The 18,697-nt window shown below is 73.1% G+C and carries 17 protein-coding genes and 2 pseudogenes; 6 read left to right on the top strand and 13 right to left on the bottom strand.

The features are described 5' to 3' along the window. Window positions 1-54 precede the first annotated feature (54 nt). From V2W30_RS04585 to V2W30_RS04570, 4 genes and pseudogenes are all read right to left on the bottom strand, one after another. Entirely contained in the window at window positions 55-1,071 is a 1,017-nt protein-coding gene (locus V2W30_RS04585; RefSeq protein WP_338693845.1) for a YihY/virulence factor BrkB family protein, read from the bottom strand. Further along, a complete protein-coding gene (locus V2W30_RS04580) occupies window positions 1,061-1,249 on the bottom strand; it encodes a hypothetical protein (RefSeq protein WP_338693843.1) in 189 nt (62 codons plus the stop codon). The genes V2W30_RS04585 and V2W30_RS04580 overlap by 11 nt, the downstream gene beginning before the upstream one ends. Window positions 1,250-1,306: 57 nt before the next feature. Then, window positions 1,307-2,835, bottom strand: a pseudogene (locus V2W30_RS04575) (FAD-dependent oxidoreductase). A 28-nt stretch (window positions 2,836-2,863) separates the two neighbouring features. Continuing rightward, window positions 2,864-4,078: an aromatic acid exporter family protein gene (locus V2W30_RS04570; RefSeq protein ID WP_338693841.1), complete on the bottom strand. Its 1,215-nt coding sequence runs from the start codon at window positions 4,076-4,078 to the stop codon at window positions 2,864-2,866. Window positions 4,079-4,194: 116 nt separating this feature from the next. On the opposite strand from V2W30_RS04570, the gene V2W30_RS04565 reads away from it, so the two are divergent. From V2W30_RS04565 to V2W30_RS04555, 3 genes are all read left to right on the top strand, one after another. Beyond that, window positions 4,195-5,217, top strand: coding sequence for an iron-containing redox enzyme family protein (locus V2W30_RS04565; protein WP_338693839.1), 1,023 nt, complete (start codon window positions 4,195-4,197; stop codon window positions 5,215-5,217). After that, window positions 5,214-5,873: a HemK2/MTQ2 family protein methyltransferase gene (locus tag V2W30_RS04560; RefSeq protein WP_338693837.1), complete on the top strand. Its 660-nt coding sequence runs from the start codon at window positions 5,214-5,216 to the stop codon at window positions 5,871-5,873. Before V2W30_RS04565 ends, V2W30_RS04560 begins: the two co-directional genes overlap by 4 nt. A 130-nt stretch (window positions 5,874-6,003) precedes the next feature. Next, window positions 6,004-6,180, top strand: coding sequence for a CDGSH iron-sulfur domain-containing protein (locus V2W30_RS04555; RefSeq protein ID WP_338703483.1), 177 nt, complete (start codon window positions 6,004-6,006; stop codon window positions 6,178-6,180). A 24-nt stretch (window positions 6,181-6,204) separates the two neighbouring features. On the opposite strand, the gene V2W30_RS04550 is transcribed toward V2W30_RS04555, so the two are convergent. Further along, a complete protein-coding gene (locus V2W30_RS04550; protein WP_338693836.1) occupies window positions 6,205-6,894 on the bottom strand; it encodes an HAD family hydrolase in 690 nt (229 codons plus the stop codon). Between the two features lie 91 nt (window positions 6,895-6,985). On the opposite strand from V2W30_RS04550, the gene V2W30_RS04545 reads away from it, so the two are divergent. Beyond that, window positions 6,986-8,455, top strand: coding sequence for an aminotransferase class I/II-fold pyridoxal phosphate-dependent enzyme (locus V2W30_RS04545; protein WP_338693834.1), 1,470 nt, complete (start codon window positions 6,986-6,988; stop codon window positions 8,453-8,455). 39 nt (window positions 8,456-8,494) lie between these two features. On the opposite strand, the gene V2W30_RS04540 is transcribed toward V2W30_RS04545, so the two are convergent. The 6 genes from V2W30_RS04540 to V2W30_RS04515 form a co-directional block, all read right to left on the bottom strand. Then, window positions 8,495-9,481 (bottom strand): isopenicillin N synthase family dioxygenase, encoded by a 987-nt coding sequence (locus V2W30_RS04540; RefSeq protein WP_338693832.1) that lies wholly within the window; start codon window positions 9,479-9,481, stop codon window positions 8,495-8,497. 221 nt (window positions 9,482-9,702) lie between these two features. Further along, window positions 9,703-11,019 (bottom strand): amidohydrolase family protein, encoded by a 1,317-nt coding sequence (locus V2W30_RS04535; RefSeq protein ID WP_338693831.1) that lies wholly within the window; start codon window positions 11,017-11,019, stop codon window positions 9,703-9,705. Beyond that, on the bottom strand, window positions 11,016-11,783 hold the full coding sequence (locus V2W30_RS04530; protein ID WP_338703482.1) for a uracil-xanthine permease family protein: 768 nt from the start codon (window positions 11,781-11,783) through the stop codon (window positions 11,016-11,018). Before V2W30_RS04530 ends, V2W30_RS04535 begins: the two co-directional genes overlap by 4 nt. Then, window positions 11,666-12,352 carry a solute carrier family 23 protein gene (locus V2W30_RS04525; RefSeq protein ID WP_338693830.1) on the bottom strand — a complete coding sequence of 229 codons (687 nt, stop codon included), beginning with the start codon at window positions 12,350-12,352 and terminating at the stop codon, window positions 11,666-11,668. Before V2W30_RS04525 ends, V2W30_RS04530 begins: the two co-directional genes overlap by 118 nt. A 180-nt stretch (window positions 12,353-12,532) precedes the next feature. Then, on the bottom strand, window positions 12,533-12,949 hold the full coding sequence (locus V2W30_RS04520) for a VOC family protein (protein WP_338693828.1): 417 nt from the start codon (window positions 12,947-12,949) through the stop codon (window positions 12,533-12,535). Window positions 12,950-12,986: 37 nt separating this feature from the next. Continuing rightward, window positions 12,987-13,334 carry a helix-turn-helix transcriptional regulator gene (locus V2W30_RS04515; protein ID WP_425244663.1) on the bottom strand — a complete coding sequence of 116 codons (348 nt, stop codon included), beginning with the start codon at window positions 13,332-13,334 and terminating at the stop codon, window positions 12,987-12,989. 148 nt (window positions 13,335-13,482) lie between these two features. Between V2W30_RS04515 and V2W30_RS04510 the strand changes: the two genes are divergently transcribed. Together V2W30_RS04510 and V2W30_RS04505 are read left to right on the top strand one after the other, a co-directional pair. After that, window positions 13,483-13,908: a VOC family protein gene (locus V2W30_RS04510; protein WP_338693824.1), complete on the top strand. Its 426-nt coding sequence runs from the start codon at window positions 13,483-13,485 to the stop codon at window positions 13,906-13,908. A 115-nt stretch (window positions 13,909-14,023) separates the two neighbouring features. Beyond that, entirely contained in the window at window positions 14,024-16,411 is a 2,388-nt protein-coding gene (locus V2W30_RS04505) for an excinuclease ABC subunit UvrA (protein ID WP_338693822.1), read from the top strand. Window positions 16,412-16,447: 36 nt separating this feature from the next. On the opposite strand, the pseudogene V2W30_RS04500 reads toward V2W30_RS04505, so the two are convergent. Next, window positions 16,448-17,788, bottom strand: a pseudogene (locus tag V2W30_RS04500) (vWA domain-containing protein). Next, window positions 17,785-18,645, bottom strand: a complete 861-nt coding sequence (locus V2W30_RS04495; protein ID WP_338703480.1) for a MoxR family ATPase — start codon at window positions 18,643-18,645, stop codon at window positions 17,785-17,787. Before V2W30_RS04495 ends, V2W30_RS04500 begins: the two are co-directional and overlap by 4 nt. Between the last annotated feature and the right edge of the window lie 52 nt (window positions 18,646-18,697).

Below are 18,697 nucleotides of genomic sequence, written 5' to 3'. Positions count from 1 at the left end.
GGCGGTCGGGGCGGCGGGGCCTTGCCCCGCCCTCCTCGACCGCCTCGGCCCGGCCTAGTCGCCGTGTTCCGGGAGGCCCTGGCGGCGGCGCAGACGCGGCGGCCACTTCCGGGTGTCGCGGGGTTCCACGTACGGCTCCTCGCCCTCCGGGAGGCCGCCGCTGATGGCGCGCTGGCGGGCCAGCTCGGCGTCGAACTCCAGGCCGAGCAGGATGGCCAGGTTGGAGAGCCACAGCCAGACGAGGAAGATGATGACGCCGGCCAGCGTGCCGTACGTCTTGTTGTACGAGGCGAAGTTCGCGACGTAGAGCGCGAAACCGCCCGAGGCGATCAGCCAGAGCAGGACCGCGACCAGACTGCCGGGACTCAGCCAACGGAAGCCGGGGCCACGGACGTTGGGGGCGCGCCAGAACAGCAGCGCCACCATCAGCACGACCAGGATCAACAGCACCGGCCACTTCGCGATGTTCCACGTCGCGACCGCCGCGTCCCCCACGCCGATCGCGTCCCCCGCGCGTTCCGCCAGCGGGCCGGTGAACACGACGATCGTCGCGCTCACCGCGAGCAGCACCATCAGCGTGATGGTCAGCGCGAGGCGCAGCGGCGTCAGCTTCCACACCGGCCGGCCCTCCGGGGTGTCGTACACCGCGTTCGCCGTGCGGATGAACGCGGCGACGTACCCGGACGCCGACCACACGGCCGCCACCAGACTCAGCGCCGCGACGACCCCGCTGGTGCCGCCGCTGTCCTGCAACTGCCGCACCGAGTCGTCCAGCAGGTCCCGGACCGGCCCCGGTGTGAGATGGCGCAGATTGTCCAGGACCTTGCGGGTCGCCGTCTCACCGGCGACGCCGAGCAGCGACACCAGGACGAGCAGCGCGGGGAAGAGCGACAGGACGCCGTAGTAGGTGAGCGCGGCGGCGCGGTCGGGGAGGTCGTCGTCGAGGAACTCCTTGCCGGTGCGGCGCAGCACCGCGAGCCAGGAGCGCGCGGGCAGATCGGTCGGAGCGTCCGCCTCGGCGTCGGTGTCCCGCCCGACGGGGCGGTCGGGATCGTCCGTGTCACTCGCCATGGGCCTGCTCCTGCGCCTCCTCGTCGGGCGTGAGGGCGTCGCCGCTCTCGCCTCGGCGGCGGTCCTTCTCCTCGCGGTGGCGCGGGTCCGTCTGCGCCCGCTCGAACTCGTCCAGCACGCTCTCCACGGCCGTCCGGGCCTGTGTGTCCTCGTCGTCGTGACGCTTCTCGCGAGTCATGACGCTCCCTCATAGGTCTGTGATGAATGGGGGGTTGGGTGATGCTGTGGGTACGGCTCAGATGTCACGCCGCTCCAGCGGGCGGACCGCGGGGCCCTGCACGACCTGCCCGTCCGGGTCGAACCGGGAGCCGTGGCAGGGGCACTCCCAGGCCCGCTCCGCCGCGTTGAACGCGACCAGGCAGCCCAGGTGGGTGCAGCGCGCGGACACGGCGTGCAGCTTGCCCCGTCGCCGTCGCGGTACACGGCGGTGCGTCCGTCCGATGTGCGCAGTACCGCGCCGCTGTCCGGGGGCAGCCGGTCCGCGGAGTCGACAGCCGGTGACCGCAGCCGGTCGCCGACGAAGTGGGAGGCCACCTCGGCCTGTTGCTTCAGGAGGCGCGGCGCCTCGCGCAGCACGGACCGCACCCGGCGCGGGTCGTACAGCGCCGTCCAGGCGGGCTCCTCGCGGCCCGTGATCAGGGCGGTCAGGAGCGAGCCCGCCATGATGCCGCTGCTCATCCCCCAGCCGCCGAAGCCCGTGGCCACGTACGTGTGGCGGGCCGCCGGGTGCAGCGGCCCGATGAGCGGTGTCGTGTCGCTGGGGAACGTGTCCTGCGTCGCCCAGCGGTAGCGCGGCTCGATGCCGGGGAAGTGCCGCTCGGCCCACGCGGAGAGCCGCGCGAAGCGCCGCGGTGTGTCGCCGGTGCCGGGGGAGAACTTCTCCCCGGTGACGATCAGCAGTCGCTGCCCGTCGGTGTAGCGGGCGGTCCGCACCGACCGGGTGTGGTCCGCGGGCGTGATGTACATGCCGTGCGGATCGCGGTCCGCGTCGATCGGCGCCGCCACCACCAGTTCCCTGCGGGGCGCGAGCCGCGCGAACAGCAGGGCCCGGTCGAAGAGCGGGTAGTGCGTCGCGACGACCACGTCACGGGCGGTCACCCGGGCCCCCGTGGCGGTCGTCAACCGGCACACGTCGCCCTCCTTCAGGCCGGACACCGCCGTCCGCTCGTGCAGCAGGGCGCCCCGGGCCCGCAGGTCGTCGGCGAGGCCCAGCAGGTACTTGCGCGGATGGAACTGGGCCTGACCGGTGACGCGAACGGCCCCCGCGACGTCGAACGGCAGACCCGTGTCCGTCACGAACGACGCCGGGAGCCCCGCCGCGCGCGCCGCCTCGGCCTCGGCCCGCACCGCGTCCAGGTAGTGGCCGCCGGTCGCGTACGTGTACGCGTCGGCGCGCTCCAACTCGCAGTCCGCGCCGATGAGTTCCGCGACCTCCCAGGCGTGCTCGACGGCCTCCGTCTGCGACCGCGCGTACAGCCGGGCCGCCTCGGCGCCCCGGGTGCGCCGCAGTCGCTCGTAGACCAGCGTGTGCAGCACGGACAGCTTGGCCGACGTGTGGCCGGTGACGCCCTCGGCGATCCGCCCGGCCTCCAGGACCGCCACGCTCAGCCCCGCGCGGGTCAGCTCCCACGCGGTGCTCAGCCCGGCGACGCCGGCCCCGATCACCGCGACGTCGACGGTCACGTCCTGCTCCAGCGGCGGATGGCGCGGGCCGGGAGCGGACTCGATCCAGTACGAGCCGGTGACGTGCGCGTTCTCGCTCATGCCCGCCGGGTCCCCCTGAACCTGCTGCTCACGCTTCGTTTTCCGGTACACGTACTGCCCCGTTGCGCCCGTGGGCACCGACCTGAGTCGAGGTGCCGGAGCGGGTGCCCGGGACCCGGGCGTGGTCCGTGGCCGCCGCCAGATCGTCGAGCAGCCGCGTCGTCGCCGCCGTCAGCTCGCCGAGCGCGGCCGAGGGGCCGTGGTCCGGGTCGCCGAGCAGCGCCGCGAGGGAGCGGGCCGCCTCCCGCGCCTCGCCGAGCGCCCGACCGGCGTCCCCGTGGTCCCGCGCCCCGCCGCTGCGCTCCGCGTCCGCCGCGCACGCCTCCCCGGCCGCCCGCAGCAGCGGCGCCAGGGCTACCAGGGCCCGGCCCGGCGGCGCCGCGAAGCGCGAACGCTCCACGGCGGACTCGGCGAGCGAGCGCAGCGCCGTCGCGAGGTGATCGGCGACCCGCGCCCAGGCGAGATCGCCGGGCGGCGGCTCCGGCGCCCGGCGGCGCAACCGGCGGCCCGGGTTGAACCGCAGGCCCTCCGCGGCGCGCCGCCGGGCCGCCCGCAGCCGCGCCACGGTGGAGCCGAGCCGTAGCGCCCGCGCGTGCCACTCCTCCGCGTCCGCCGCGTCGTACCCGGCGTCGATCCCGTCGGCGACGTCGCGCAAGAGCTCCGCGCAGTCCGCAGGCACCCGCGCCCGCAGTCGGCTCACGTCGCCCGTGTGCAGCGGGGGCAGCACGAACGCGTTCACGAGGACGCCGACCACCGCGCCGAGCAGCGTCTCCAGGAGCCGGTGCAGGATCTCCACGGGCGCGTAGCTGCCGTAGGCGAGGACGAACAGGGCGGCCGTCGGCGCGTACCAGCCCTGGTCGCCGAACCGTCCGTACGAGCCGAGCAGCGCCGTCAGCGGCAGCGCGATCGCCAGTGCGGCCATCACGTCCCTGGTCAGCGCCCCCGCCGCCGCGGCGATCAGGGTGGCGGCGGCCACGACCACGAACTGCTGCACCGCCGAACGTACCGAGCGGTACACCGTCCATTGGACGAGAACCACCGCGGTCCAGGGCGCGAGCAGCGCCATCGGGGCGTCCCACCACCAGCCGGCGAGCGCCCAGGCGAGCAGTGCCGCTCCCGCCGCCTTGAGCGCCTGCACGGCCGTCGCCCGTTCGGGCCCGGCGGACGTGACGGCACGGTGGGCGGAAAGGGCGACGGACCGTACCTCCCGAGCCGGGGCCGCGAGCCCCCGTGTACGCGGCATGACGCTGGCCTCCAGGGTCGGCGGGGTGATCGTGGCGGAGCCGGGTTCCCCCCTCGGCTGCGGCTGAAACACCGCAGGTCGGGAGTGGTGTGGGCAGACCCGGGTACTCGGCGGTCATGCGCGATGACCAAGCCGCCTGCGCGGCCACCGAGGAGCGTGACCCGGCCCTGCCGTCCGCGCGGGGGCCGATCTCCGCGGCCGTGCTCGGCTATCTGCGGGACGAGAGACACCTCCTGCCCGAACCCGCCCGCATCGGGGCCGCGGACCCGTTCGGCGACGACGTCCAGCTCGCCCTCTACGCCTGCTACGAGCTTCACTACCGCGGCTTCGCCGGTGTCCCCGACGCACGCGAATGGGACCACGAGCTGCTGCGCGTACGCGGAGAGCTCGAATGGCCGTTCCTGCGGGAGCTGCGCACCCACGCCACCCGCCACGCACACGCGCGCGACGCCCTCGACGAGCTCCTCGTGGAACCGGCGGACGGCGACGGCGTCAGCCACTTCCTGAGCGAGCGCGGAGAGCTGTGGCAGCTGCGCGAGTACGCCGTGCACCGCTCGCTCTACCACCTGAAGGAGGCCGATCCGCACGCCTGGGTGCTGCCGCGACTGCGCGGCCGGGCCAAGGCCGGGATGGCCGCCATCGAGTTCGACGAGTACGGCGGCGGGCGCGCCGACCGCGTCCACGCCCGCCTCTTCGCCGACCTCATGGCCGACCTGGACCTCGACACCGGCTACGGCCACTACCTGGACGCCGGGTCCGCCGAGGCCCTCGCCCTGGTCAACCTGATGTCCCTGTTCGGCCTGCACCGCTCGCTGCGCGGCGCACTCGTCGGGCACTTCGCCGCCGTCGAGATCACCTCGTCGCCCGGCTCACGGCGGCTCGCGAAGGCGCTGCGCCGCGTCGGCGCGGGCGAGCGGGCCGTCTTCTTCTACGACGAGCACGTGGAGGCCGACGCCGTGCACGAACAGGTCGTACGGCACGAGGTCGTCGACGGGCTCCTCGACCAGGAACCGGCCCTGGACGGCGATGTCGCGTTCGGCGCCGACGCGACCGGATGGCTGGAGGACCGGTTCGCGCGGCGCCTTCGCGCGGCCTGGGACGCGGGGGAGTCGTCCCTGCGCACAGGAGGTGCGGCATGACCAGCCCGCTGCTCACCCTGCCCGGCGTCTACGCCCCGCAGCACGACACACAGCTGCTCGCCGCCGAACTGGACCGCGAACCCCTCGCGCCCGGCGCCGAGGTCCTCGACATCGGCACCGGTTCCGGCGCCGTCGCGCTCGCCGCCGCCGGACGGGGCGCGCGCGTCACGGCCGTCGACATCTCCTGGCGGGCCGTGTTCACCGCCCGGCTGAACGCCCGCCTCGCGCGGCTGCCGCTGCGCGTCCTGCGCGGCGACCTCCTCGCACCCGTCGCGGGCCGCACCTTCGACCTCGTCCTCGCCAATCCGCCGTACGTGCCCGCGCCCTCGTCGCGCCTCCCGAGCCGCGGACCGTCCCGTGCCTGGGACGCGGGCCGCGACGGGCGGCTCGTCCTGGACCGGATCTGCCACGGCGCCCCGGCCCTGCTGCGGCCGGGCGGCCGGCTGCTCCTGGTGCACTCGGCGCTGAGCGACCCCGACCGGACGCTGGAGCTCCTCCGGGGGCACGGACTGCACGCCTCGCTGATCCGGCGCCGCTGGGTCCCCTTCGGACCCGTGCTCATCGAGCGTCAACCGTGGCTGCTGGAGCAGGAGCTCCTCGAACCCGAGCAGACGCGGGAAGGGCTGGTGGTCATTCGTGCCGCACGAGCCCACTGACACCGAGCCCACGGACGGCTCGCCCACCTGGACCGAGCCCACGGACACCGAGTCCACGGACGACTCGCCCACGGACAAGGGCCTCACTGATGCCGGTGGGGCCGCCGCGAGCCGCCGCCGCGTCACGCGCATCACGGCCCGACGCGACGACGGGCCCCTCCTGGTGGAGGGACCCGTGGAGATCACCCTGGACGACGGCACCACCGTGTCCTCGGACCGCTTCCTGGTCGCCGTCTGCACCTGCCGTCGCAGCCGCCGCTACCCGTGGTGCGACGCGAGCCACCGCCGGGTACGGCGCCAGGACTGACGAACCTGGCGCACGCCCCCGGGCTCAGTCCGCGAACGGGCTCTCGTCCAGGCGCCGCAGCAGATCCGCCGGGTCGCGGAACAGCGCCCGCGCCCCGGCATCCCGCAGCGCCTCCTCCGGGATGCCGCCGCACAGCAGGCCCACGGGGACGACCCCGGCCCGTGCGGCGGCTTGCATGTCCCACACCGTGTCGCCCACGAACACCGCCCGCTCCGCCGGTACCTCCGCCAGCTCCAGGGCCTGCTCCACCGGATCGGGAGCGGGCTTGCCCGCGTCGACGTCGTCCGCGCTCGCCGTTCCCGCGATCACGTCGTCGGCGTCGATCGCCCGGCGCAGCGCGCCCAGCTCGGCGCCGCCCGCCGACGTGGCGAGCACGATCCGCCGCCCCCGTCCGGCGAGCGTCCGCAGCAGCTCGCCCGCCGACTCGAACGCGGGCAGCCGTTCGAAGTACGTCCCGTACAGCGTCTTGTGCGCGGCGCTGATCGAGGCGTCGGCGTCCCGGTCGCGGTCCTCACCGAGGAGGTGGGCGATCAGATCGTCGCCGCCGAGCCCCACCGAGCGGTGGATGTCGTGCATGTCCACCCGGTGACCGGCCTGCCGGAACGCCTCCCACCAGGCCGTCACATGGAGATGGTTCGTGTCGACGAGCGTGCCGTCGACGTCGAAGAGCGCGGCTCGCGCCGTCTCCCGCTGGTTCTCATCACGGTCGGTCACCGTCTGCTCCTCACGTACGGATCTCCACGAGTACCCCGTACGGCTCGTGGAAACCGCGCATGAACAGGCCCGATGCCGGTACCCGCCCCTCATGGATCACACCGCCGCCCCCGTCCTCGAAGCCCTCGACGCCTACCGGTCGCACGGCCGTCTGGCCTTCACGCCGCCCGGTCACAAGCAGGCCAGGGGCGCCGACGAACAGGCCAGGAGGGTCCTGGGGGACGCCGTCTTCCACTCCGACGTCCTCGCCTCCGGCGGCCTCGACGATCGCCGCACCCGCGGGCACATCCTGGAGCGCGCGGAGGAGCTGATGGCGGACGCGGTCCACGCCGACCACACGTTCTTCACCACGTGCGGCAGCTCCCTGTCGGTGAAGGCCGCGATGCTGTCCGTCGCGGGACCCCACGAGCAGTTCCTCATCGGGCGCGACGCCCACAAGTCCGTGGTGAGCGGGCTGATCCTCTGCGGCATCGACCCCGTCTGGGTCGACCCGCAGTGGGACGCCGAGCGAGGGCTCGCGCACCCGCCGTCCGTCCAGGCGTACGAGGAGGCTTTCGAGCGGCATCCGCGGGCGCGCGGCGCGCTCGTCACCAGCCCGACGCCGTACGGCACCGCCGCCGACCTGGCCGCCCTCGCCGATGTCTGCCACGCGCGCGGCCTTCCGCTCATCGTCGACGAGGCGTGGGGCGCGCACCTGCCGTTCCACCCCGATCTGCCGGCCTGGGCGATGGACGCGGGGGCCGACGTCTGCGTGACCAGCATCCACAAGATGGGCAGCGGCCTCGAACAGGGCTCGGTGTTCCATCTGCGCGGCGACCTCATCGACCCGGCCACCCTCACCTCCCGCGCCGACCTGCTCGGCACCACCAGCCCGTCCGTCCTCATCTACGCCGGACTCGACGGCTGGCGCCGCCAGATGCGGCTCCACGGGCACGAACTCCTCGACGCGGCCCTCGACCTGGCGTACGACGCCCGCAGGGCGATCGAGAAGATCCCCGGCCTGCACGTGTACGGCACCGAGGAGCTCACCGGCCACGGGCGGGCCGCCGCCCTCGACCCGCTGCCGATCACCATCGACGTCCGCGACCTCGGCACCACCGGGTACCGCGTCGCCGACTGGCTGCGCGCCCGCCGCTCGCTCGACGTGCACATCGCCGACCACCGCAGGATCGTCGCCCAACTCACCCACGCCGACTCGGCGGCGACGGTGGCGGCGCTCCTCGACGGGCTGCGCGACGTCGTCGCCCACCGCGACGAACTGCGCGACGCCCCCACGGTGGCCGTCCCCGAGCCCGCCGACCTGCGCCTGGAACAGGCCATGCTGCCCCGCGACGCCTACTTCGGCCCGGTGGAACAGGTGCCCCTCGACCGGTCACCGGGCCGCATCGCGGCGGAGATGGCCACGCCCTACCCGCCCGGCATCCCGACGGTCCTCCCGGGGGAACGCATCAACGAACCCGTCGCGGAGTACCTGCGCACCGGGATCGCGGCGGGCATGAACATCCCGGACGTGGCCGACACCTCACTGCGTACGATCCGCGTGGTCGCGGAGGAGGCCTGAGCGCCGCCCTCCAGGAGCGGCGCTCAGGGGCGCGACCTCCTAGCGGGCGAAGTTCGCCGCGATCCGCTGCTGGATGTAGTCGGCGGCCGTGATCGGGGGATAGCGCCGCTGCGGGCCCTCGATCACCACGTCACGGTCGGCCTGCGCGAAGAACGCGATGCTGTAGCGGGCCGAGCGGTCGTCGTCCGGGCCCGGTGACTTCACCCGGTGGAAGTTCGAGGGCAGCCGGTCGTCGCTCCAGCGCGTCAGCATGTCCCCGATGTTGCAGGTGATGACGGTGTCGGCCGGCTCCACCGGGGTCCACTCCTGTGCCTCGGCCTCCTTGCCGGGGCACACCTGCAACCCGCCCTGCCCGTCCCGCTGGAACAGCAGCGTCAGGCAGTCGAAGTCGGTGTGCGCGCCCGCCCGCCAGATGTCCGCGGGGATCACCGCGTCGTCCGGCACCGCGAAGTAGTGCAGCATCCGCAGCGTCGACTGGTACTGCGGGCTCGCCGGGTCGTGGGCCCGCCCGAAGAACCCCTGCGGCAGCCCCAACTCGCTCGCGAAGCAGTCCAGTACGCGCATCGCGAGATCGCGGCACCGCGCCTCGAACGCGAGCGTGCGCTCCCGGAACCCGGGCAGCGCGTCGTCCGGCCACAGACCGTCCATGTGCGGCCGGGTGACCTGGTACGACTCCTTCTGGTCCGGCGTCCCGATCGACGGGCGGACCTGGGTCATGGACTCCCAGCCCGAGTTGAGGCCCTTCTTCAGGGCGTGTCGCGCCTTGGCCTCCTCGGGCAGGGCGAAGAAGCGGGCGGCGTCCGCGAACGCGCCGTCCACGAAGGGGAGTTCGATGCCGTGGTTCACCAGCTGGAAGAAGCCGATGTCGGTCGCGGCGGCCCACAGCTCCTCGGTGATCTCGGCCTTGCGGTGCTCGAAGTCGGTGAGGTCGATCCTGCGGATCTCCCGGGCGGAGGTCTCCGTCCCGGCCCCGCCCATGCGGGTCTCCTTGTCCAACTCGGCCAGCTCGTACGTCGTGTCGGTCATCGCGGCTGTCGCTCCTCGAAGCGCCTCGGGTGTCCTGACGGGATGCAGTCACCGCCCCTGCGATCCCCACCGCGGACGCTCAGAGGTCCGCGGGGCACGGTCACGGCGGGCCCTCCTGCGGGCCCGGCGCCGTGGGCTGGCGCGGGCCCCGGTGATCTCCGGGGACCCGCACGCGATGCGTCCAGCCTGCCCGGCGTGTGTTACCTCCGGGGATCACGGTGTTACGCGGCCGTAAAGGCCAGCCCGGCGCTCAACTCCTTCGAGGACAGCCGCACATGCTCGCCGTCGCGCACCAGGACCTCCCCGCCGACCATGACCGCCGCCACGGTCCTGCTGCCCGCGCACGTCAGCAGCGTCGCCCCCGGATCCCGTACGGGAAGCACCGCGTAGTCCCGGTCGAAGCGGTGCAGCACCAGGTCCGCCTGCATGCCCGCCTGGACGCCGGCCGGGCGCTCCTCCAGGCCGAGCACCCGGTTCGCGCCGTTCGCGGCGAGCGCGAACATCTCCGGGAAGCCGAACAGATCGGCCTTGCGGTGCGCCGCCCGCTGGAGGTACGCGCCGATGCGCAGCGCCTCCAGGATGTCCTGGGTGTCGTTGCTGGCCGCGCCGTCCACCCCGAGCCCCACCGGCAGCCCCGCGGCGAGCATCTGCGGCACCGGGGCGATCCCGCTGCCGAGCCGCATGTTGCTGAGCGGGTTGTACGAGACGCCCACGCCGTGCCGGGCGAGGGTGGCCCGCCCCGCCGCGTCCAGCTCGACGCAGTGCACGGCGAGCAGCCGGTCCCACAGGAACCCGGCCCGCTCCAGGTACTCCACCGCGCCGACCCCGGCGTGCTCGCGGCACATCGCGTCGTCCGTCGTCGTCTCCAACAGGTGCAGGGAGACCGGGAGTTCGCGTGCGTCGGCGTACGCGCGCACCTCCGCCATGCCCTCCGGGGTCAGGCACCGCGGGTTGGGCACGGCGAGCCCCAGGGACACCCGGCTGCCGTGCGCGGCGGCGATCAGGTCGTCGGTGTGCGCGAGGGCCTCCTTCACCGGCTGCATCAGGCGCGGGTCGAACCCCCACCGGCGGCTGCCGTCGGCGCGGTCGGCGACGCCCCGGCCGAGGACGGCCCGCACCCCGCTGTCCCGCAGCGCCCGCAGCACCGCGTCGTGCACCTCGGGCGACGGGTGCGGCCACATGTGCTCGACGAGTGTCGTGGTGCCGCTGCGCAGCGCCTCCGCCGCGGCCGCCGCCGCCGTCGCGTACGCGCGCTCCGGTGTGAGCCGCGCCGCCTCGTCGCCGACGGCGCTCAGCCACGCGAGCAGCGGAAGCCCTTCGCCGATGCCGCGCAGCCCCGACTGGAAGAGGTGCGTGTGCGTGTTCACGAGACCGGGGGTGAGGTGCCCGCCGGAGCCGTCCAACACGCGCTCCCCGTATGGGAGTTCCCCGTGCGGAACCAGTGCCGTGACGCGTCCGCCGGACAGGTGGACGTCCGTTCCCTCGCGCCAGGTGCCGTCGCTGTAGACGGTGACGTCGGTGATCGTGTCGACGCTCATCCGGACACGTCCTTTCGCGAACGGCGCGGCGCCGTGTGGTGGAACAGCAGGTTCAGGGTGAACGCGACGATGCCGGTGACGGCGATCCCGCTGTCCAGGACCGTGCGCGCGAACGAGGGCAGCGGCGCGTAGAACTCCGGCGCGCCGACCGGGATCATGCCGAGCCCGAAGGCCAGCGCGACCGTCAGCAGATCGCGGGCGTCGGTGAGATCGGCGCGCGCCAGGATCCGCAGCCCGACGGCGCCGACCATGCCGAACATCACCAGCGACACCCCGCCGAGCACCGGGCCCGGCACCGCGGCGACAGCCGCGCCGAGCACCGGCACGAACGCCAGCACCACCATCAACACCCCGGACAGGGCGACGACATGGCGGCTGCGCACCCGCGTCACGCTGACCAGCCCCACCGACTGCCCGAACGTCACGATGGGGAACGAGGCGAGCGCCCCGGACACCACGGTCGCCGCCCCGTCCGCGCGCAGCGCCCGTACGACGGTCGGCGCGTCGTCGCCGCGCCCCACGATCTGTCCGACGGCGAGGGTGTCGCCCACGGACTCCACCATGTTCACCAACTGCACGACGAGCATCGCGACGATCGCCGGCACGACGAACGTGGGCGCCCCGAACGCGGTCGGGTCCGGCGCCGTCACCGCCTTGGCCTCCGTGACCCCCGACCCGTCGAACAGGCCCAGGGGCAGGGCGAGCAGGGTCCCCGCGGCCATCGCCACGAGCACCGAGAAGCGGGCGATCGCGGGCGGCGCCAGCCGCTCGACGAGCACGACGAGCAGCACGGTCGCCGCGGCGAGGGCGAGCCCCGTCCGCCGCTGCCGCCCTGCCCGCCCGTCACCAGGCCGGCCGCCGACGGGACCAGCGAGAACCCGATCACGGCGATCACGGTCCCGGTCACCAGCGGCGGGAACAGGTGCAGCCACCGCCCGAACCACGGCGCGACCGCCACCGTCACCAGGCCCGACACGATCGTGGCCCCGAACACCGCGGCGAGCCCGTGCTCCGCGCCGATGAGGATGGCCGGCGTGATCGCGGTGAACGTCGATCCCATGACGATCGGCAGCCGCGCCCCGAACCACTTGAAGCCCATCGACTGAAGGATCGTCGCGAGACCGCTGACCAGCAGGTTCGCGCTGATCAGCAAGCGGATGCGGTCCTCGGGCAGATGGAGCGCGGTGCCCACGAGCAGCGGCATCGTGGCCATGCCGGCATAGGCGACGAGCAGATGTTGAAGGCTCAGCGGCACGAGTCGGCGCAGCGGCGGCCGTACGTCGACGGGGTGCGGGTCCGGCGCGGGCGCGACGGCATGGGTGACGACAGCCATCGTTCCTCCCTGAAGCTCGGTGGAAAGACGGCTGGTTAGCGCCGGGTCGTCGGGTCAACAGGCAACGGCCCCGCACACACCGGCCGTTGCAGCCATGACCGGTGTGTGGGTGACCGTAGAGACGCGGTGTTTCCGCCGCGTTGCGCGCAGGAAACCGCGCGGGAACCCGGGGGCCGGGCCCTACTTCTTCAGCGTCTGGTTGAAGCGCAGCATGTTCCCCGACGGGTCGCGGAACGCGCAGTCCCGGACGCCGTACGGCTGGTCCATCGGCTCCTGGAGGACCTCGCCGCCCGCGCCGCTGATCCGCTCGAAGGCCGCGTCGACGTCGTCCGTGGTGAAGATGACGCCCCGCAGCAGCCCCTTCGCCATCAGCTCGGCCATGGTCCGACGGTCGTCCGGCGACGCGTTCGGATCGGCGAGCGGCGGTTCGAGGACGATGTTCACGTCCGGCTGCTCGGGCGAGCCGACCGTCACCCAGCGCATGCCCTCGAACCCGACGTCGTTGCGGACCTCGAAGCCGAGCACGTCCCGGTAGAAGGCGAGCGCCTTGTCGTGGTCGTCGACGGCGATGAAGCACGTGGAAAGGTTGATGTCCATGCCGCCCACGCTACGGGCGGCGGACGGCACGCGCTTCTCAGTTCCTGACCGGTCGCGTATGGATTTTCGCGATGCAGGCGGGGATCGGCGCGCCGTCCGCGTGGTCGCGGGCCCGGTAGGCGCTCGGACTCTCCCCGACGAGCTCGGTGAACCGCGAGCTGAACGACCCCAGCGACGTACAACCGACCGCGAAACAGACCTCCGTCACCGTGAGATCGCCCCGGCGCAGCAGCGCCTTCGCCCGCTCGATGCGGCGCGTCATCAGATACGCGTACGGGGTCTCGCCGTACGCGGTGCGGAAGCTGCGGTGGAAGTGGCCCGGAGACATCAGCGCGTCCCGCGCGAGGGCGGGCACGTCGAGCGGCTCGGCGTAGTCGCGGTCCATGCGGTCACGGGCGCGCCGCAGCCGGACGAGGTCGTCGAGGTCCTGCCGCTTTCCCTGGCCAGTCACTTCTCCAGAATCCCACACGCGGGACCGCATCGATCAGGATTCGAGAAGCCCGCGCCGAAGGGCCGCGCCTAGCGTGGCGGCCATGGACACCCACGGCACCGACCTCACCATCCACTGGACCTTCCTCCCGCACGACGACCCGGAGGCGTCGCTCGGCTTCTACCGCGACGTCCTCGGCTTCGAGATCCGCAAGGACGTCGGCTCCGGCGCGATGCGCTGGATCACCGTAGGACCCGCCGGGCAGCCGGGGACGTCGATCGTCCTGGAGCCGCCGGCCCTGGACCCCGGCATCACCGACGACGAGCGCCGCACCATCGTCGAGATGATGGCCAAGGGCAGCTACGCCCGTCTCGTCCTCGCCACCCCCGACCTCGACGCCACCTTCGCCCGGATCGAGGCGGCCGGCGCCGACGTCGTCCAGAAGCCGACCGAGCAGTCGTACGGCATCCGCGACTGCGCCTTCCGCGACCCCGCCGGCAACCTCATCCGCATCAACGAGGCCGCCTGACGCCGCCGGGCGCGGGCACGCCGGGGCGATTCCGCCGTGCCCGCGCCGACGCACCGCAACCCGGCGATACTGCTGCGTGAGCCCGACGCGCCCGACAGATGGAGACGAGACCAGCATGGCCAAGAGGACGACCCGGCCCTCGCCCGAGGCGCACGCCGCCGACAGCCACGACATGATCAGCGTGCACGGCGCGCGCGAGAACAACCTCAAAGACGTCAGCATCGAGATCCCCAAGCGGCGCCTGACCGTCTTCACCGGGGTCTCGGGATCCGGCAAGAGCTCGCTCGTCTTCGACACCATCGCCGCCGAGTCGCAGCGTCTGATCAACGAGACGTACAGCGCCTTCGTGCAGGGCTTCATGCCGACGCTCGCACGCCCCGAGGTCGACGTCCTCGACGGTCTGACCACCGCGATCACCGTCGACCAGCAGCGGATGGGCGCCGACGCGCGCTCCACCGTCGGCACCGCCACCGACGCCAACGCGATGCTCCGCATCCTCTTCAGCCGCCTCGGCAAGCCGTACATCGGCCCGCCCAGCGCCTTCGCCTTCAACGTCGCCTCGGTCAGCGGCGCCGGCGCGATCACCGTCGACCGCGGCGACGGCAAGTCGCGCGCCGAGAAGCGGACCTTCAGCCGCACCGGCGGCATGTGCCCGCGCTGCGAGGGCCGCGGCGCCGTCACCGACTTCGACCTGACGCAGCTCTACGACGACACGAAGTCGCTCAGCGAGGGCGCGCTCACCGTCCCCGGCTACAGCGTCGACGGCTGGTACGGGCGGATCTTCCGCGGCTGCGGCTTCTTCGACCCGGACAAGCCGATCCGCAAGTTCACCAAGCGTGAGCTCCAGGCACTCCTCTACAAGGAACCCACCAAGATCAAGGTCGAGGGCATCAACCTCACCTACGAGGGCCTGATCCCCAAGATCCAGAAGTCGATGCTCTCCAAGGACGTCGACGCGCTCCAGCCGCATGTGCGCGCCTTCGTCGAGCGCGTGGTCACCTTCACCACCTGCCCCGAGTGCGAGGGGACCCGGCTGAGCGAGGGCGCCCGCTCGTCGAAGATCAAGAAGATCAGCATCGCCGACGCCTGCGCCCTGCAGATCAGCGACCTCGCCGAGTGGGTGCGAGGGCTCGACGAGCCCTCGGTCGCGCCCCTCCTGACGAGCCTGGTCGACACCCTCGACTCGTTCGTCGAGATCGGCCTCGGCTACCTCTCCCTGGAGCGCCCCTCGGGCACCCTGTCCGGCGGCGAGGCCCAGCGCGTCAAGATGATCCGCCACCTCGGCTCCTCGCTCACCGACGTCACGTACGTCTTCGACGAGCCGACGACCGGGCTGCACCCGCACGACATCCAGCGCATGAACAACCTGCTGCTCCGCCTGCGCGACAAGGGCAACACCGTCCTCGTCGTCGAGCACAAGCCGGAGACGATCGCGATCGCCGACCACGTCGTCGACCTCGGCCCCGGCGCCGGAGCGGCGGGCGGCAGCGTCTGCTTCGAGGGGACCGTGGAGGGGCTGCGCACCAGCGGCACCGTCACCGGCCGCCACTTCGACGACCGGGCCTCCCTCAAGGAATCCGTGCGTACGTCCTCGGAGGCGCTGGAGATCCGCGGCGCGAGCACCCACAACCTGCGCGACGTCGACGTCGACATCCCGCTCGGCGTGCTCTGCGTCGTCACCGGTGTCGCCGGCTCCGGCAAGAGCTCGCTCGTGCACGGATCGATCCCGGCCGGCGCCGACGTCGTCTCCGTCGACCAGGGCGCGATCCGCGGCTCCCGGCGCAGCAACCCGGCCACCTACACCGGGCTGCTCGACCCCATCCGCAAGGCGTTCGCCAAGGCCAACGGCGTCAAGCCCGCCCTGTTCAGCGCCAACTCCGAGGGCGCCTGCCCCACCTGCAAGGGCGCCGGCGTCGTCTACACCGACCTCGGCATGATGGCGGGCACCTCCACGACCTGCGAGGACTGCGAGGGCAAGCGGTTCGACGCGTCGGTGCTGGAGTACCACTTCGGCGGCCGCGACATCAGCGAGGTCCTCGCGATGTCGGTGGCCGAGGCCGAGGAGTTCTTCGGCGCCGGTGACGCCCGCACCCCGGCCGCGCACAAGATCCTGGAGCGGCTCGCCGACGTCGGCCTCGGCTACCTCACTCTCGGCCAGCCGCTGACCACCCTCTCCGGCGGCGAGCGCCAACGCCTCAAGCTGGCCACGCACATGGGCGAGAAGGGCGGTGTCTACGTCCTCGACGAGCCGACCGCAGGGCTCCATCTGGCCGACGTGGAACAGCTGTTGGGGCTGCTCGACCGGCTCGTCGACGCCGGGAAGTCGGTCATCGTGGTCGAGCACCACCAGGCCGTCATGGCGCACGCCGACTGGATCATCGACCTCGGTCCCGGCGCCGGTCACGACGGCGGACAGATCGTCTTCGAGGGCACCCCCGCCGACCTGGTCGCCGACCGCTCGACCCTGACCGGACAGCACCTGGCCGCCTACGTCGGCGCGTGAACCACCGCTGAGCGGACCCCGCGCGGCGGGGTCCGCTCACACCGGCAGCAGCCGGCCCACCAGCGCGCTCAACTGCCGTGCGTTGCGGCACTCGTACATCTCGACGACGTCCCCGTACAGACCGGCCGCCGAATCCCCGGTGTCCCACTGGCCGCGGGACTCCGGGTTGAGCCAGTGCACCCGGCGGGCCTGGCGGGCGATGCGGCGCAGCGCCGGCAGGTTCGGGTCCTGCTGGTTGTTGCGGGCGTCGCCCAGGACGAACACCGTCGTACGCGGGCCGACCGCCGCGTCGTACCGCTCGACGAACTCGCCGAGCGCCGTGCCGTAGTCGCTGCTCCCGTGCCAGCCGGTGATCGCGGCCTCCTCGGTGATCCGCCCGCCGAGGCCCTCCGGGTCGGCGGTGCCGCGCGCGATGAGGTCGGTCACCTCGTCGATCCGGTTGACGAAGGCGAAGACGCGGACCTTGCTGAACTGGTCGTGCAGCGCCTGGACGAGCAGCATCGTGAAGTTCGCGAAGCCCGCCACCGAGCCCGACACGTCACACAGCAGCACCAGTTCGGGCCGGGCCGGGCGACGCCTGCGCAGCACCGGGCGCATCGGGACACCACCCGTCGACAGCGAGCCGCGCAGGGTGCGCCGCAGGTCGATCTGCCCGCGGGCGGCGCGGCGCCTGCGGGCCGCGAGGCGAGTGGCGAGCTTGCGCGCCAGGGGTGCACGGTCCTGCGCAGCTCGGCCAGTTGCTCCTTGCCCGCGTACAGGAAGAGCGTCCGGTCCGGGGTCTGCACGGGCATCCGCCGGGCGATCTCGTCCCGGCCGCGCGCCTCGGCGACCCGGCGCCGCGCCTCACCGCGCACCTGCTCGCGGAACTCCTCGATGCGCCGCCGGATCTCGTCGGCCTCGATGCGGTCGGTGAACGCCCCCGCCTGGCCGCCGCCCGCCCGGATCCCCGCCATGATCCGGGCGAGGAGCGTCTGCGGGCGCAGCCGGTCCAGGGTCTGCTGCGACGACCAGCCGTTCGCGTCGTAGCCGCCGAGTCCGTCGACGGCCTCGGCCGCCAACCGGGCCATGGCCGCGCGGTCACCCGCGGCCAGCGCGTCGGCGAGGCGCTCGCGCAGATCGTCGCGGTCGACATCGCCCCCGGGGAGTCCGGGGCCCCGATGCCGCGCGGGAAGTACAGCTCGAAGACCGGGTCGAAGACGGGCCGCTGCCCCTGGTCGTGCAGGAGCGCCGCGGCCAGCCCTCGCGCAGGTGCTCACGGTGGTCGAGGCCGAGGGCGGCCACCGCCCGCGCGGCGTCCACGCTCTCGCCCGTGCCGATCCGGATGCCGTGCGCGCGCAGCGCCCGCACCAGGGACGTGACCCGGTCCGCCGTGTTCACACGGCGTCCAGATCGAGCTTGGCCGCGGCCTTGTTCACGTCCTCCTGGTGCTTGAGGACGACGCCGAGCGACGCCCGTACGACCTCCTCGTCGAGCTGGTCCGCGCCCAGCGCGAGCAGCGTCCGCGCCCAGTCGACCGTCTCCGCGACCGACGGCGCCTTGCGCAGGTCCATCGCGCGCAGCGCGCCCACCACCCGGACCAGGGACTGCGCGAGCACCGCGTCGAGCTCCGGCACCTTCAGGGCGACGATGCGCCGCTCCAGCTCCTCGTCGGGGAAGTCGATGTGCAGGAACAGACAGCGGCGGCGCAGCGCCTCCGACAGCTCACGGCTCGCGTTCGACGTCAGCACGACGAACGGGCGGCGCGTCGCCTCGATCGTCCCCAGCTCGGGCACCGTGACCTGGAAGTCGGACAGCACTTCGAGGAGGAGCCCCTCCACCTCCACGTCGGCCTTGTCCATCTCGTCGATGAGCAGGACCTTCGCGTCGGCGCCCCGGATCGCCTCCAGCAGCGGCCGGGTCAGCAGGAACTCCTCGCTGAAGATGTCCGTGCGCGTCTGGTCCCACGTCTCGTCGCGGCCCGCCGTGATCCGCAGCAGCTGCTTGGCGTGGTTCCACTCGTACAGCGCGCGGCTCTCGTCGACGCCCTCGTAGCACTGGAGGCGGATGAGGCGCGCGTCGCTGATCGCGGCGACGGCCTTCGCCAGCTCCGTCTTGCCGACGCCCGCCGGGCCCTCGACGAGCAGCGGCTTGCCGAGCCGGGCGGCCAGGAAGACGGTGGTCGCCACCGCGGGCGAGGCCAGATAGCCGGTGCCGGCCAGGCGTGCGGTGACATCGTCCACGGAAGTGAACAACAGGGCCTCCAGCTCGGTGCGTCGCGAAGACTCCAGCTGATCAGCCCGGTACGGA

Source organism: Streptomyces sp. Q6 (assembly GCF_036967205.1).
Classification (GTDB): domain Bacteria; phylum Actinomycetota; class Actinomycetes; order Streptomycetales; family Streptomycetaceae; genus Streptomyces; species Streptomyces citrinus.
The sequence above is the reverse complement of the archived record's forward strand: the minus strand, read 5'-3'. Positions and strand labels throughout refer to the sequence as shown.

Bases quoted from the DNA above. Each gene is read 5' to 3' on its own strand.
- V2W30_RS04585 (WP_338693845.1), bottom strand. From the start codon at position 1,071: ATGGCGAGTGACACGGACGATCCCGACCGCCCCGTCGGGCGGGACACC.
- V2W30_RS04580 (WP_338693843.1), bottom strand. From the start codon at position 1,249: ATGACTCGCGAGAAGCGTCACGACGACGAGGACACACAGGCCCGGACG.
- V2W30_RS04570 (WP_338693841.1), bottom strand. From the start codon at position 4,078: ATGCCGCGTACACGGGGGCTCGCGGCCCCGGCTCGGGAGGTACGGTCC.
- V2W30_RS04565 (WP_338693839.1), top strand. From the start codon at position 4,195: ATGCGCGATGACCAAGCCGCCTGCGCGGCCACCGAGGAGCGTGACCCG.
- V2W30_RS04560 (WP_338693837.1), top strand. From the start codon at position 5,214: ATGACCAGCCCGCTGCTCACCCTGCCCGGCGTCTACGCCCCGCAGCAC.
- V2W30_RS04545 (WP_338693834.1), top strand. From the start codon at position 6,986: ATGGATCACACCGCCGCCCCCGTCCTCGAAGCCCTCGACGCCTACCGG.
- V2W30_RS04540 (WP_338693832.1), bottom strand. From the start codon at position 9,481: ATGACCGACACGACGTACGAGCTGGCCGAGTTGGACAAGGAGACCCGC.
- V2W30_RS04535 (WP_338693831.1), bottom strand. From the start codon at position 11,019: ATGAGCGTCGACACGATCACCGACGTCACCGTCTACAGCGACGGCACC.
- V2W30_RS04525 (WP_338693830.1), bottom strand. From the start codon at position 12,352: ATGGCTGTCGTCACCCATGCCGTCGCGCCCGCGCCGGACCCGCACCCC.
- V2W30_RS04520 (WP_338693828.1), bottom strand. From the start codon at position 12,949: ATGGACATCAACCTTTCCACGTGCTTCATCGCCGTCGACGACCACGAC.
- V2W30_RS04515 (WP_425244663.1), bottom strand. From the start codon at position 13,334: ATGGACCGCGACTACGCCGAGCCGCTCGACGTGCCCGCCCTCGCGCGG.
- V2W30_RS04510 (WP_338693824.1), top strand. From the start codon at position 13,483: ATGGACACCCACGGCACCGACCTCACCATCCACTGGACCTTCCTCCCG.
- V2W30_RS04505 (WP_338693822.1), top strand. From the start codon at position 14,024: ATGGCCAAGAGGACGACCCGGCCCTCGCCCGAGGCGCACGCCGCCGAC.